Annotated in this window: 10 protein-coding genes and 1 pseudogene; 7 read left to right on the top strand and 4 right to left on the bottom strand. The window is 37.2% G+C overall.

The features are described from left to right. Positions 1–15 precede the first annotated feature (15 nt). Positions 16–615, top strand: a complete 600-nt coding sequence (locus tag ABWU58_RS07420; RefSeq protein WP_353283089.1) for a TIGR02217 family protein — start codon at positions 16–18, stop codon at positions 613–615. Here the strand turns inward: ABWU58_RS07420 and ABWU58_RS07415 are convergent. From ABWU58_RS07415 to ABWU58_RS08135, 4 genes are all read right to left on the bottom strand, one after another. Next, positions 608–3,253: a 2-oxoglutarate dehydrogenase E1 component gene (locus tag ABWU58_RS07415; RefSeq protein ID WP_353283088.1), complete on the bottom strand. Its 2,646-nt coding sequence runs from the start codon at positions 3,251–3,253 to the stop codon at positions 608–610. The genes ABWU58_RS07420 and ABWU58_RS07415 overlap by 8 nt on opposite strands. A 77-nt stretch (positions 3,254–3,330) precedes the next feature. Continuing rightward, entirely contained in the window at positions 3,331–3,810 is a 480-nt protein-coding gene (locus ABWU58_RS07410; protein ID WP_353283087.1) for an ankyrin repeat domain-containing protein, read from the bottom strand. Beyond that, positions 3,803–4,744: an ankyrin repeat domain-containing protein gene (locus tag ABWU58_RS07405; RefSeq protein ID WP_353283086.1), complete on the bottom strand. Its 942-nt coding sequence runs from the start codon at positions 4,742–4,744 to the stop codon at positions 3,803–3,805. The genes ABWU58_RS07410 and ABWU58_RS07405 overlap by 8 nt, the downstream gene beginning before the upstream one ends. Before the next feature lie 158 nt (positions 4,745–4,902). After that, positions 4,903–5,049 carry a hypothetical protein gene (locus ABWU58_RS08135; protein ID WP_410542040.1) on the bottom strand — a complete coding sequence of 49 codons (147 nt, stop codon included), beginning with the start codon at positions 5,047–5,049 and terminating at the stop codon, positions 4,903–4,905. 1,921 nt (positions 5,050–6,970) lie between these two features. Between ABWU58_RS08135 and ABWU58_RS07385 the strand changes: the two genes are divergently transcribed. The 6 genes and pseudogenes from ABWU58_RS07385 to ABWU58_RS07360 all read left to right on the top strand — a co-directional run. Further along, on the top strand, positions 6,971–7,492 hold the full coding sequence (locus ABWU58_RS07385; protein ID WP_353283083.1) for a cytochrome b: 522 nt from the start codon (positions 6,971–6,973) through the stop codon (positions 7,490–7,492). Between the two features lie 5 nt (positions 7,493–7,497). Continuing rightward, complete coding sequence (locus tag ABWU58_RS07380; RefSeq protein ID WP_353283082.1) at positions 7,498–8,550, top strand: NAD(P)H-dependent flavin oxidoreductase; 1,053 nt, start codon at positions 7,498–7,500, stop codon at positions 8,548–8,550. A gap of 92 nt (positions 8,551–8,642) precedes the next feature. Then, positions 8,643–9,815, top strand: a complete 1,173-nt coding sequence (locus ABWU58_RS07375) for a hypothetical protein (RefSeq protein ID WP_353283081.1) — start codon at positions 8,643–8,645, stop codon at positions 9,813–9,815. Between the two features lie 101 nt (positions 9,816–9,916). Next, positions 9,917–10,291: a hypothetical protein gene (locus tag ABWU58_RS07370; RefSeq protein WP_353283744.1), complete on the top strand. Its 375-nt coding sequence runs from the start codon at positions 9,917–9,919 to the stop codon at positions 10,289–10,291. Positions 10,292–10,335: 44 nt separating this feature from the next. Continuing rightward, on the top strand, positions 10,336–12,690 hold the full coding sequence (locus tag ABWU58_RS07365; RefSeq protein WP_353283080.1) for a type VI secretion protein: 2,355 nt from the start codon (positions 10,336–10,338) through the stop codon (positions 12,688–12,690). Beyond that, positions 12,671–14,860: pseudogene (locus ABWU58_RS07360) on the top strand (hypothetical protein); the annotation flags it as partial. The gene ABWU58_RS07365 and the pseudogene ABWU58_RS07360, both read left to right, overlap by 20 nt. Positions 14,861–15,051: the final 191 nt, after the last annotated feature.

Raw genomic sequence — 15,051 nt, 5'->3', positions numbered from 1 at the left:
TTCACAGGAGGACATATGTCATTCACAGAAATTAGATTTCCAGAAAATATATCTTATGGTTCCACTGGAGGACCGGAATTTTCCACTGACGTTATAACAACGCATAATGGTTGTGAACAGCGCAACATCAATTGGTCTCATGCACGCACTAGATACAACATAGCTTACGGGGTCAGATCAAACGAGCAGCTAACAGAACTCATAACATTTTTTCATGCACGAAAAGGTAAAGCAATAGGGTTTCGTTTTAAGGATTGGTCGGATTTTATAGCCATCAATCAAGAGATTAGTATAGGAGATAACAAAAAAACGACTTTTCAGCTAATAAAAACTTATGTAAGTGGGGAAGATAAGCATATACGCATGATCAAAAAGCCAGTACATGGGACAGTAAAGATTTATTTAAATGGTAAAGAAGAGAGTGAATATTCAGTAAATTATTCAACGGGAGAAATAACATTTATGAAGCCACCAGTAAAAGATGCGATAATCACTGCGAGCTTCGAATTTGATGTGCCCGTGCGCTTTGATACAGATTACTTAAACGCTTCTATTGATGACTATGGAAGCAATAGCTGGAATAACATTCCACTAGTAGAGGTGAAGTTTAGTTAAGCTGCTTTAAAATTTCCTCCTGTTGCTGAGTGTGAACACTAACATAACCACATGCAGGAGATGCAGCAGCAGGTCTTGCGATACACTTAGGTCTTTTTGCTTGGATATCGAGATTGAACAACACTTCTTCTATCAATGGGTTGACAAAAAACCATCCCCCCATATTTTTTGGTTCTTCTTGACACCATATAATTTCAGCGTTCTTGTACTTTTCAAGTTCACTGCTTAGTTTATCGGCAGGAAATGGATAGAATTGTTCTAGACGTATTACTGCTATATCGTTTATTTTTTGTGCTTCACATATATCGTAATAAACTTTACCACTGCATATTACAACTTTACGTATTTCATTATTTGAAACTAAACCTGTTCTACATTCTGGAATTACCGTGAGGAATTTTCCTTCAAAGTCAGATAGGTTAGAAACTGCTCTTTTATGACGCAGTAGCGATTTAGGTGTAAATACTACCAGAGGCTTACGAAAGTCTCTATGCATTTGTCTGCGTAAGACATGGAAGTAATTTGCCGGAGTGGAACAATTAACTACCTGCATATTATCCTCTGCGCAGAGTTGCAAAAATCTCTCTATACGTGCGGAGCTATGCTCAGGTCCTTGCCCTTCATAACCGTGGGGCAACAATAGAACTAGACCGCTTGATCGCAACCACTTTGTTTCTGCAGATGCGATAAACTGGTCGATCATAATTTGCGCACCATTTGCAAAATCACCAAATTGTCCTTCCCAGAGCACCAGTGAATACGGGGAATCAAGGCTATATCCATATTCAAAGCCCATTACAGCATACTCTGATAAAGCGCTATCTATGACCTCAAAGTGAGCTTGCTTTTCATTTATATTGTTTAGCGGAATAAACGCTTCTTCTGTTACCTGATCAACAAGCCTTGAATGACGGTGCGAAAAAGTTCCACGACCAGAGTCTTGTCCTGATAAACGCACTCCTATTCCTTCTGTGAGCAGTGACGCAAATGCAAGACTTTCGGCAGTTGCCCAGTCTATATCGTGACCAGAATTTATACTGCCTATTCTGCCATCGAGTATTTTTCTAACCTTATTGTTAATGTTAAAGTTACTTGGGATATTGCTATTTATATGCACACCTAATTTTTTCAACTCATCTGGCGGAACACCAGAATCTGTGTAGTATTCGCTCAAATCGTTCAACTTTGCTCTTCTTAATTTTGACCACACTCCACAAAACCAGTCAGCTTTTTTGGGAGTATAAGCCGCTGATTCAGCAAGACTTTTATCTAATTTTGCCCTGAACTCACTGCGCAATTTATTTACTTCATCGCCATCTAATACTTTCTCTGCAGTCAATTTTTCTTCATACAGCGTTCCTGGAGTTTTATGCTTTGATATCGCCTTATACATAAGTGGCTGAGTGAAATTCGGTTCATCTCCTTCATTATGGCCATATTTACGGTAGCATATTATGTCAATCACTACGTCCTTTTTAAATTTCTGTCTATATTTCATTGCCAGACTTGCAGCAAAACTCACAGCTTCCGGGTTATCTCCATTAACGTGAAACACTGGAGCTTCTATTGATTTTGCTACATCAGTGCAATAAAAAGAGGATCGTGCGCAGCATGGGCTTGCAGTAAAACCAACTTGGTTATTAATGACAATGTGCATGATACCATCCACCTTATAGCCTTCAATATTGCTTAAGGTTAAAGTTTCAGCAACCACTCCTTGACCGATAAAAGCTGCATCACCATGAATTGATATGCCAAGCACAGATCTTATATTCTGTTTTGCTCTTATTCTTCCAACCAAAACCGGATTAACCGCTTCAAGGTGAGATGGATTAGGGCATAAACTTAAATGTATTTTCTTACCACCGGCAAGTGTTCGATCAGAAGAATAACCAAGGTGATATTTAACATCACCGGACACCTCAAGACCACTTGGGTGTGCGAGATTGCCTTGAAATTCAGATAGCATTGCCGCATATTCTTTGCCCATAACTTTGGTTAGAACATTGAGTCGTCCGCGGTGAGCCATGCCAAGGACTATTTCTTCAATACTAAAAGCTGCAGAATCACTAATGATTCTCTCAATTGCAACAATAGCTGCCTCTCCACCTTCGATAGAAAAACGCTTATATCCAGGAAATTTCATATGGAGAAATTGCTCGAACACTTCAGATTCGATCAAGTGCCTCAGTATTTCCTTTTTATCTTGTGAACTCAGCGTATAGGTTTGATTTTCGATCTTTTCCTGCAGCCACATTCTCTCCTCATAAGAGGAAATATGCATAAATTCAAAACCGATATTCTTGCAGTAAATATCTCTATAGATTCCAGCATCACTCGTTGGAGAGAGATTCGAATATTTTTGATAGCCTACTTCTTGACTTGCGTTCGGCGACAACGGGTTAAGGTCTGCAAAAAAATGACCATAAGATCTGAAAAAATTTGCCAGATCAGAAACTGCATTGTCTGTTTTGGTTGCATGTTGTGCACTGCAAGTCTCTGCTTTATTAACTTCTAAATTGCTTGAAAAAATTCTATACCAATCTTCCCCGATTGATTTATCGCCCTGCAGATAACGGCTATACATTTCTTCCACAAATTCTGCATTATCACCATAAAGGCAGCTTAAACTCGACATAATTACTATATAAGATATCAAACACTTATAAGTATAACTCAAGTTTTTTAAAAAAGAACTCCTTTAGTCTCTAATTGTTAAGCCCTATCTGCTGGATTTGGTGATTTCTGACTATTAAGAAACTCCGCCCTAGCTTCAGTAAACTCAGACGATGGCCCTGGTGAAAAAAATAGAGTTTTTACTGCGTAGTATGCACAACATAATGCAACAGCAGCCATAACTGCTGCAAGAGTAGAACACCAAACTTTACCTATGTATGCGTCCGCAACCCCAGAAATCAAGGCAATACTACCTGCTGTAGTCAATAGTGTAACAGCCCCAAGCAAGGTTGCTTTATTATAGTCAATAGCACCAAATAGTTCTCCAACACGATCGTAAGAAAAAATAAGATCTATTGGCTTTTTGCCATCTTTATCCTTCAAACCTGGATCAGCACCTCTCCTCAAAAGCAATTTTGCAATCTCAACACTACCCTCGCAATGGCCGTATTCACACAAGTAATGCAACGGCGCCCTACCCAGATCATCCTGCATATTAGGGTTAGCACCTTTATCCAAAAAATTCTACAACTTTATAACGATCGTCTATTCTATAGCTATCAATAATATAATAGAATAGTGATCTGCCTTTTTGATCTTTTACATCAGGATTTGCACCATGCTCCAAGAGCAGTTTCACAATGTTATCACGCCCTTCAGAACACGCTTTACGTAATAGAGATTGAACACGTTCACTTTTTATATCAGAACTAGCACTATGCTCCAAGAGCAGTTTTACAATGTCATCACGTTTTTCAGAATATACTTTATATAATAGAGACTCACCGCGTTCATTTTGTATATAGAGATTTGCACCCCTTTTGAGAAGCAGCTTCGCAATTTCAACATGATTGTGAATTCCATCTTCAAATAAGTAATGCAACGGTGTTTTACCCTGATTATCTTCTGCATCAGGACTAGCGTTATAATTTAATAGTAATTCAGTAACTTTGTGGCAAAAAGTGCCATCACTATTATTAATAACACAGTGTAATGGTGATTTGCCTTCTCGGTTTCTTGTATTAGGATCAGCACCATGCTTCAAAAGTAAGTCTATGGCTTTAACCCTTGACTCATGTTTATAACTTGTATACCCAAGCACGAAGTTTAATGGCATATTGCCACCAGTACCTTCTGTATTCAAATAGTTAAATTTATCATCATTTTTTACTGTCTCTAGCAACAACTTCAAAAAATCCATTTTATCGTCGTTAATGGCTAATATTACAAGGTCCGAAAAAACTTTTACCTGATCTTGTTGATCTCCAATAATAAATTTGCATGCTTCTATTTTTTTCGAGAGTTCCTCTGTATCATCTTTTTTTAAAAGGTATGATAACGTTGTAAAATTGCTCTTATACAATTCATTAAGTCGTTGTTTAGCTTGTTCAACAATCTCAAAATCAGAAAGATTTGTTATTCCCAAGATTTTTAAAGCTTCTTCTTCGTTCATGGCAATTATCCCTTACTAATAATAAACTATGCTTAAGTATAACCCAAAATTTCAAAAAGCAAAGCTTTTTATATTAAATTGTGCCTGTTGCACAATTCCATAACTGTGCAAACATTGTAATTTATCTCCATCTGGGAAAGGGTGTCATCCCAGCGCCCCTATGATGTCATTCCAGTGCCCCCTCTTGTCGTTCTGGTGTCTCCTTCTCCTGTCATCCCAGTGCCCTGACTACTTGGATCCAGAAAAAAGAATGGTGTCATCCCAGTGCCCAGACACTGGGATCCAGAAGACTTAATTCTAACCAAGTGGCTGCATAATAAAGACTGGATGCCAGACTGGAATGACACCCTACTTAACCGTCATACCGCGATTCATTCGCGGTATCTCAGCCGCTAACAAGAGATCCCGCTAACACGTAGCGGGATGACGAATTACTATCTACACCGTCATACCGCCGCGGTATCTCTAGATCCCGCTAACAAGCAGCGGTATGACGGTTATCAGGGTGTCATCCTTAGTGTGACACTGGTTCCTTTATGAAGGTGTCATCCCAGTGCCCTGACTACTTGGATCCAGAAGACTTAATTCTAACCAAGTGGCTGCATAATAAAGACTGGATGCCAGCGTCACGCGCTGGAATGACAGCAGTCCTACGTCATACCGCCGCGAACCGTCATACCGCGATTCATTCGCGGTATCTCTTAGCCGCTAACAAGTAGCGGGATGACGAGTTACTATACCGTCACGGTATCTCAGCCGCTAACACGTAGCGGAATACTTAACCATCATCTACACCGTCATACCGCCGCGGTATCTCAAAGCATAGATCCCGCTAACACGTAGCGGGATGACGAGTTACTATACCGTCACGGTATCTCAGCTGCTAACAAGTAGCGGGATGACGAGTTACTATACCGTCACGGTATCTCAGCCGCTAACACGTAGCGGAATACTTAACCATCATCTACACCGTCATACCGCCGCGGTATCTCAAAGCATAGATCCCGCTAACACGTAGCGGGATGACGATTGTCAGGCTAGTACCTTTTTTTGTCATCCCAGTGCTTGACACTGGGATCCAGGAATTTTATTAAGTTGGCAAGCATAAAAGTAGCCGTTTTATGTTAAAATACAACGTTTTGATGATTATGAAAAAGCTGGATTCCAGACTGGAATGACAGCAGTCCTACGTCATACCGCCACGAACCGTCATACCGCGATTCATTCGCGGTATCTCAAAGCATAGATCCCGCTAACAAGCAGCGGGATGACGAGTTACTATACCGTCACGGTATCTCAGCCGCTAACACGTAGCGGAATACTTAACCATCATCTACACCGTCATACCGCGATTCATTCGCGGTATCTTAGCATAGATCCCGCTAACAAGCAGCGGGATGACGAGGTTATCGTCATGCCACCGCGAACCGTCATACCGCCGCGGTATCTCTAGATCCCGCTAACACGTAGCGGAATACTTAACCATCATCTACACCGTCATACCGCGATTCATTCGCGGTATCTCTAGATCCCGCTAACACGTAGCGGGATACTTAACCGTCATACCGCAATTCATTCGCGGTATCTCAGCCGCTAACAAGTAGCGGTATGACGGTTGTCGTTTAGTTATAAACATTAAGAAATTTACCAAACGAAAAAAAAGGCAAAAGAAGCCCTGGTCATTGTCTATTTTCTGTATTGGCGTTTTTTTAAGTCTTAAACACTGCAATTTAGCTGCTTTTAAGTGCAACTCACCTTAGTTCAAATGTTTAAGAAATTTACTAAGCAGAAAAAAAGGCAAAAGAAACCCCGTGGTAATTAGTGTTCACTTCCTAATCCTGCAAATTGGCGTACTATACTGTCTTAAACGACTTATAAGCGCGTTTCAGCTTATATAGGTAAAAACCCAGAAATGTTGTGAAGACATAAGGTGCACATAGTGCAAAAAATTAAAAATAAGACGCCAACTACGTTGTTTTCTTGCTGTTTAATCTGCACAGATGAAGATAACTGAATACCTTCAGTTTCATGATAAGGGGGCTGGCGAAGTTTGTCAAGGAAGTTTTGCATTTAATCCTTTTTTATGGCTTAGGTGCCGGCCAGCTACTTGACTCCCGGCTGGGTCGAATTTGTATAGCTACATTGTCGGTAAATCTAAATTGCTTTAATAATTTTGATTGAAAAATAGTTTTTCTATTATATAAATGCTACTTTAGGGTAATCAAAATGGAAGACGATAAATATAGCCTAGGTTTAAGAATTATCCATTGGTTGATGGCTGTTTTTATTATCGGTATGCTTTGTTCTGGACTTTATATGAAAAGCTTACCACTTAGCAATGAAATTAAGTTCAACATATACGCTATTCATAAGGCTTGCGGTATCACTATTCTTGGATTAATCATAGTACGCATATTTTTTCGCGTCTTTACTTATGTTCCACCACTTCCAGCAAATTTTTCTCGGTTTGTAATCAATGCAAGTAAAACAGTACACTTTGGTTTATATTCTTTGATGGTGCTAATGCCACTATCTGGTTATGTTATGTCTTCTGCTTCTGGCAAAAAGATCAAATATCTTTTTCATATCCCTTTGTTGATTAATCAAAACAAAGATCTAGCTAACACGGCTAATCAGCTACATTCGATGCTTGCATATTTTATGGTACTCTTTATAATCTTGCATATACTTGGCGCTTTGAAACACACATTTATAGATAAGCAAAACATTTTTAAACGTATGATATAGGTTATATGTTAAGTAGCCTCTGGAAAAAAGGAACAGATTTTCTTGGCAGTGAGTTTGCGATAATGGGTGGTGCTATGAGCTGGGTTTCAGAGAGAAATTTGGTTTCGGCAATCTCAAACGCTGGTGGTTTTGGTGTAATTGCATGTGGTGCAATGTTTCCAGACTTACTGGAAAAGGAAATCATAGAGACACAAAAATTAACTAACAAACCATTTGGTGTAAACCTAATTACTATGCACCCAAAGTTGAGTGAGTTGATAGATGTGTGCATTGAAACAAAAGTGAGCCATATAGTGCTTGCCGGTGGACTGCCAACAAAGCCTAATATAGAAAAAATCAAGGGTGCAGGCATTGAAGTTATGTGCTTTGCACCAGCATTAAGCCTTGCGAAAAGATTAGTAAAAATGGGAGTAGATGCGTTAATAATAGAGGGAATGGAAGCAGGTGGGCACATAGGGCCAGTTAGCACTTCTGTTCTTGCACAAGAGATATTGCCTCATTTTAAAAATGAACAAATACCAGTGTTTGTCGCAGGTGGAATAGGCAGAGGTGAAATGATAGTTAATTACTTAGAAATGGGGGCAAGTGGCTGTCAAATAGGTACATTATTTGTCTGCACTAACGAGTCAATTGCCCACAAAAATTTTAAGGAAGTGTTTATTAAATCAGCCGCACGTAATGCAGTGTCTTCTATGCAGATAAGTGCTGATTTTCCTGTAATTCCTGTAAGAGCCATAGCCAACAAAGCAAGTGATGATTTTATGAAGCACCAAAAAAAAGTTATTGATGAATACCAAAAGGGACAGGTCTCAAAGGAAGATGGGCAGCTTGAAATAGAAAAATTCTGGGCTGGAGCTTTAAGAAGAGCAGTAATTGATGGAGATGTTGAAACGGGATCTTTAATGGCCGGTCAAAGTGTTGGCATGGTTGATAGGGAAAAGCCTGTAAAAGAAGTAGTGAATATGTTAGTTCAACAGGCAGACAATTATATTGAGAGCAAATCTGTAGAAGCAGCAAAGCAAATAGTTAACAAGCAAGCAAGTCATAATTATCTCTGAAAGAGCCCATTATAGGGCATAATTGCCCAGTTTTAATGTAAAATTAACGCTAAAGAGGTATCTATACATTTTATTATGTATGGAGACGTGCTATGCCAAGTCCTTTTAAAAAATCTCAGAAGAATAAAGAAGATATTGACCAATCATTGCGTGAAATTATATACAAAAAGGTAACAAAAAAAACACATAATTACGGAAGTCCAAAAAAGGGAGATGGAACTATCAAAAAATGCATAGAGTTGTTCAACAAAGGAGCTAGTCCTGAGGTATTAACTCAATTAGAAGAATCACTGAGAGGACAAGAAGAATATCATGGTTATTATATCAAAAACTTTCTTCCAGAGTTGAAAGATGAAGTAATAAAATCAGAAGAACTGGCCGCACCTCCAGTATTTAACAATGAAATAGAACAATCACAAAGACCACAAACAGTAAGAGGGAAAATAGTAAGAATAATTTCAGAAATTACTAAAAAGAGCAGCAATAAAGATCATTCTAGTAGTACTATTCAAAATCAAAACGATCGTAGAAACAGTCAAAACAGTAGCTTTAGTGTAGAAACTTCTAAACTCAGTAATGATAATGGTTCAGATAGTGGAATAGACTCACCTAGAAAGAGTGAAGAAAGTTCAAGATCACCAGTAAGTAGTAGAAAGAGCAGCGTAAGCTCAATATTAAGCTCTGCTGGAGAAAATAATAATCTACAAAAAGAGAATGAGAATCAAGTGCAACCAGAGCAAGCTGCACCAGAAGAGCCAAAGATACAAGAAAATGAAAACTCAGGTGGTCAAGCAAATCCAGATCAAGTTAAGGAGGAGTTATCCCAGGTGTTATTACAGCAGGTAACTGAAGCCAGAGGAGAAGAATCAAAGATCCCAGTGTCAGCTACTTTGATGACAGATGATGACCACACAAAGGATCCAGTGAAATCTGAAGAAAAAAAGGACAAAAAAAATACCATTACAACTGTGCAGAAACTTCCTGTGAATGAGAAAAAGGGTGAAGATATTCCACTTAAACAACCCAATAACAGAAATCTTCACGTTGCACTTGTAGCAGGTTGTGCTCTCTCCACAATAGGGTGCATTGTTGCAGGAGCAATGACATCAGGATTGATAGGAGCAGGACTACTTGCTATGGCTACAGTGTTTGCTATAGCAGCAGTAGCTGAATTGCATTCAAACTTCCTATCAAGTAAATTAACATCCATTAATGTGAGTCCTCTTGTTGATGATAAAGAGCTTACAGCATGTTCACATCTGTAAAAATTAAATATGTGTTACTTGTAGTGGATAAGTGAATTCAGTTCTTGCCTATTGATATAAAAGTTGTTATATTTGAGGAATGTTTAAAAGGTGTTTAGTTGATGCGCATTCAATTGAATAAAGTTTTGGTTTTTATAGCCTTATTAAGTTTCATTTTTGCATCATATTCTAGCGAAGCAAGTTCGGTGAGTGATGAGTTAAAGGATGTACAAGAAACGGTAAAAAATTTTATTTCTTCATTTTCAATTAAAGATACTGTAGAAAATATGAGTCCTTCAACAATCATAGGGTTGTGTATAGCTGCGGTGATACTTGCAATAGTGTTTAGAGGTCTGATCTTTTTTATGATAATGTTTGGTGTGTTAGTCATAATGTTTGGTAGCACAGAAAAGGCAACAGACTACTTAAAAGAAAAATTTAACTTTACAAAAGATATAAAATTACAATCCGATAGCGAAAAAAAAGATAAAAATTAAGATAGTATTTTTATCTTTTTTAATTATCTTTATTGAATACGCATATGCAGCTAAAAGTACCAGCAATTAACCATAAGCTTGAGAAAAAGAACAACTTAGCATTACTAGAAAGCATTGATTTAGATTTTATTCCTTATGCTTGTCACTACGATGAAGAAACTATACTAACAAAACAGGGAGAATTGTTAAAAATAATCAAGTTAGAAGATTATTCTTCTGTTGATAACTACAGCGACCTTAGAACTGAAATTAGAAAAAGCATATCAAAAAATATTAATAGCCTATATTTTACCGTTTGGATTCATACTGTACGAAAGCGCAATAAATTGAGCTTAAAATGGAATAAAACTGAAGACTTCTCTGATAAGCTACATTCAGCGCGGTTTGATAAACTCACTGATAGTAAATTACAGTATATAAATGAATTATATATTGTAATATTGTTTAGCGATTTTGGTAAGCATACTAATAATTCATTTTTTTTTAATAGAATAAAGAATAAGCATAAGCTGTCTTTACAAGAAAGCCACCAGGAGTTGCAAAAGATAACTGACTTAATTCACAGTGATTTAGGGCCTTTTGGAGCTAAAAAACTGGGTCTAAGGTTTAGTGAAGGTAAAATATATTCTGAAATGATAGAATTTCTCCACTATATTGTTACATTAACGCACAAAGATTATCCAATACATGAAGGGGACCTGACGCAATATATTAGAAATTTTAAAATAGCTTTTGGTTTCAATACGTTTCAAACAATATTTGAAAATCAACAGAAATTTGGCTCTATTTTCAGCATAAAGGAATACCGGGAAATCTCTTTAGGCAATATAGATAGATGCTTGCAGCTTGAATCTGAATTTATCATTACAGAAATAATGATATTTACTAGTAATAGTAAGGCAATAAAAGAATTTAATAAACAAATTAACATGCTGCAAATTAGCGAGGATAATACCTTACTTAAAAGCTCAGGAATTGAAGAAATAATAGAGCTTGAAAAGACCTCTAGTATAGACTTCTGCCAACAGAAAATTATTTTTACAATATTTGCAGACGATAGGAGTAAGTTAGCCAAAAATATTAGTGATTTATCTTCTATAATGTCATTAGTTGGCTTCATGATATTTAGAACTGATTTACATATGGAAAGTCATTTTTGGGCACAACTTCCGGGCAATTTTACTTTTATTACACAACCGAAAAATATATTAGCAAAATATGCTTGCAGTTTTGCTATGCTGCACGATTTTACGTCAGGTACATTAAAAGGAGGAAGGTGGAAAGAAGCGGTAACAGTTTTTTTCTCAAAAGAAGGAAATCCTTACTTCTTTAATTTCCATGGAAAAAGAAATAATGGCCATACTACGATACTTGGAGCTCCAAATTCAGGCAGAACTTCACTCATTAATTTCCTATTATCAGAATCAAGAAAGTTTAACCCAAGAATTATCATATTGGATAACACTGGAAAGTCGATAATTTTTACTAAAGCAGTGAGTGGTAAATATTATATAATCGATCCGAAGTATAAGGACAAAAGCCTAAAATTTAATCCACTAAACATTGAAGATAGTGCTTCCAATCGCAATATGTTGGTTGAACTGATCAAAAGAATGGTAGCCGATACGAGCTTGGTGGACGTAGAAGAAAAGATAAGAAAAATTGTGGATTCTATATTTGCTATACCCAAGGAGTCACGTTCTATTGCGCAAATTTCTGAGGTGCTTTTGCTCCTCGGGGGTAAAATAAGTAGATGGTGTGACGGTGGTGAGTTTGCTTACTTATTTCAAGATGGTGATGAATCAAATATCGACTGGGAGGTAAAAACTATATCTCTCAACACCGCAAACCTTACAAAACAAAAGGAATGTATGTCCGTGATACTTTACTATTTTTTATATTCTTTTGAGGCAAAATGTGATGGCTCGCCTGCAATACTTGTTTTGGATGAAGCATGGGAGATAAGTAATGTTTTTCCTACAGAGAAAGAGTTTGATAACTGGATGCAAAGAATGACGGAACTAAATGTTGTAGTAATCCTAAGTACTGAAAACTTAAACCTCGCATTTGCTAGCAAATTTACTCAATATTTAGATAAACATGTTGATGCAAGAATCTTGATGCCAAACGTCAATGCAAATAGATTATACATGAAAGCATTTTCTTTATCCAAAGAGGAGCTGAATATAATTCTGCAGACGCCAACACAGGAAGGTTTATTTTTGATAAAGCAGTATAAAGGGTTAGTAACTTTAAATTTAGATTTGAAAAATATGCAGGAAATACATGTACTTTCAGCTAACAAAGAGACTATAAAGTATATGTATGAGGCAATAAAAGAAAAAGGAGAAGAAGTTAATGAGTGGTTACCGGTGTTTTATGAGAAGTGTAAGGCTTAAAGCTAAATTTTTTTTTCTAGTATTGGTTTTGCTAATTGCAAACAATGGATATTCTGATGCTTGCAAAGATATATACACTCGTACTGATCTTGAAGCTGGGGGAAGCTCAATAGGAAAAGGTTTTTGGAACTTTATTACTGGCAAGTGGGGTAATTTGAATTTTGATCCTCACTTATTAAAAGAAATTAAAGTGACAGCAATAAAAGACCAAGGAATTGATGGTTATTTCAACCCAAAGATTCAAGTCTGTGATTATGAAGGAAATAATTGTTATCAGTTATACAGTGAGACATCCTGCCATCAGATATATGGAACACAGACCAGTGGTGCTGGGGTTTCTGCAGCAGTTTTTATCGATTGGGCAGGAGATAAAATGTTAGGTGATGGAAAAATTAAGGAAGGAATTGCGAAAGGTCTCGAGCGGGAGTGGGTAGATAATGTTACTGATGAAGAAAAAAGGAAATTTGCTAATTCTCCTAAAATATGTGCTTGTAGCCAAAAAGCGGCTTGTATAAGTGGTATTTTTGAATGGGCTGATAAAGTAGGTGAAGGAGCAAATATTTTTCGCCCTGGAGGAATGGAAAATGTTTGTGATACTTGCTATCAAAAAAAAGTAAAATGTGCTCCTATACCACTTGCACCTGGCCCCCCTCCGTTCTGTGAGCAACTTGCGATGTCACCTCCACAAGTTAGAATTGTTCCTATAACAAATGGAAACAATGATTACTTCGATCCTAAGGTTAAGGTAATAGCTGGTGATCTAATAAAAGAAGACGGAAAGATTGGAAAAGCATTAGATTTTCCCAGAAAATACAAAAAAGATAAAGCTGAGGAGCTCCCTACTTCGGATGAAGTTAGGAAGCATCCTATTTTGGATAAAAATGGCACGACACATTCCTTCAAAACTTATAGAGAAAAAGATAAGCTCTGTGCTGAATACCATGGAACTCAAAGTATAGATGAAAAAAATCCACAGTTCGTCCGCTGCTTTCCGGCACCACCTGCTCCGGAGCCTGAAGTAGTAGAGATAGTAAAAAGTAACACGCCTGGAAAACAGAGTAACACGTTAAAGATAAGAATGAAGATGAGTGAGAACACTTGTACTTATAGAGCACATGGAACCTACAGTGATGGTTCCTGTACTTTTAATGTTACCAACCATCCTGTAAATATTGGCCCTCTATCTTTAAAAGTAGTAAAACCAGCAATAGTAGCAAAAACGACTGATAGTAATAACACAAAAAGTTATATTGATAATATTATAGAAGGTATATTAGAAAGTAATCCACAACAATTTAAAGTTCTGAAAGAATATGGCTATGTTCCTGATATTGAAACAGAATGTAAAGAGTTTCAGGGGAATAAGTGCAAATTGAACAACTTAGGACAACCAGAAATAGAAGTAAAGTATAAAGGAAATTCCAACAGTAAAATGCTTTGTCTTTCTGGATGGCAGCCAGAACCAGAGGAGTTTGTTCTTGAAAGAGAAGGTAAGGTAGTACCACTAAAATTAATGGGAACAAAATATATTGAATACAATTCTGTTTATTCAAAGGAATCAAATCAGTTCTATTATCTTCCAAGCAAGGAAATAGTTGACCTTTTGAAAGAACCTCAAAATCGGTTGGATAAAATAATATTCAATAAACAAGGGTATGTTTTCTTCCCTGACGAAAATAAGCAGGAAAAGGGAAAATGCAGTTACTGTGTAAAAAGAAATGATGAGATAGACGAGGCATTTAAATCTGGTAAAGGACTGAAAGTAGTATACAAATTGATGGATGTAGAGCATAGAGAAGAATGTAAGCAAGGTGATGATGGTTGCACCTGCTTTGATGGAAAGTGTAGCCGTTCAAAACAATATTTGAATAAAAAAGATGATAAGCCATTTTATTTAACGTATGAGGAAGTGCCTTGTGAAGATGAGAATGGTGAAGGACAAAACTGCACAAAATTAAAAGATCAACCGATTAAAGCAGATAGAACAGAGGTCTTTTACGCTGATAAATTGTGTAGGTTTGACTTGGAAGGTTTAAAAGAGAAAGTAAAAGAGATAATTAAGAAACAACTTGAAAGTAAGAAACAAGAACTGGAAAAAAAGAAACAAGAGCTGGAAAAAAAGAGCGAAAAATCCTATGATCCTGAAAGTAAAGATGTTTATACAGATGACTGTGCGCCGTAGAAACACGGAAAGTGTTGAAGCTGTGCAGTAGATGAGGGAGGGCCCCTCGGAGCCGGTTTGCAAGAGCAGGCTTCAAACAGCCATAAGCTGCTTTGGTAAAGAGCTAAGGTAGTGAGCGTTATGGAAAAGGCACAATTATGTGTCATGTATGAAATAGAGAGACGAACGCAAGTGAACCA

The organism is Wolbachia endosymbiont (group A) of Pogonocherus hispidulus, assembly GCF_964028195.1.
Taxonomy (GTDB): Bacteria; Pseudomonadota; Alphaproteobacteria; order Rickettsiales; family Anaplasmataceae; genus Wolbachia.
The sequence above is the reverse complement of the archived record's forward strand: the minus strand, read 5'-3'. Positions and strand labels throughout refer to the sequence as shown.